Raw genomic sequence first — 233 nt, forward strand, 5'->3', positions numbered from 1 at the left:
TTATTAAATCCCTCAATAAATTCTTTATCACTTAATTCTTGGGCATTTTCTACATCATTATAAGACTTACCCCTTTCTGCCCTACCACGTAAAGCACCTACAGTTACTATTTCTATTTCCTCTTCAGTACTCGTTAAAGCGCCATAGCGCACTAAATATACATCCTTAACCTCGCCTTTACTTTGCTCCATAATCTTTTCCCTCTCCCTTTGTAATTCAGAAATCTTCTGATC

At 36.5% G+C, this 233-nt stretch carries 1 pseudogene; it reads right to left on the minus strand.

From position 1 onward, the window contains the following. Positions 1–233 (minus strand): annotated as a pseudogene (locus tag JDS96_RS31585) (hypothetical protein); the annotation flags it as partial.

This window comes from Bacillus cereus group sp. N21 (assembly GCF_016483395.1).
Taxonomy (GTDB): domain Bacteria; phylum Bacillota; class Bacilli; order Bacillales; family Bacillaceae_G; genus Bacillus_A; species Bacillus_A pseudomycoides.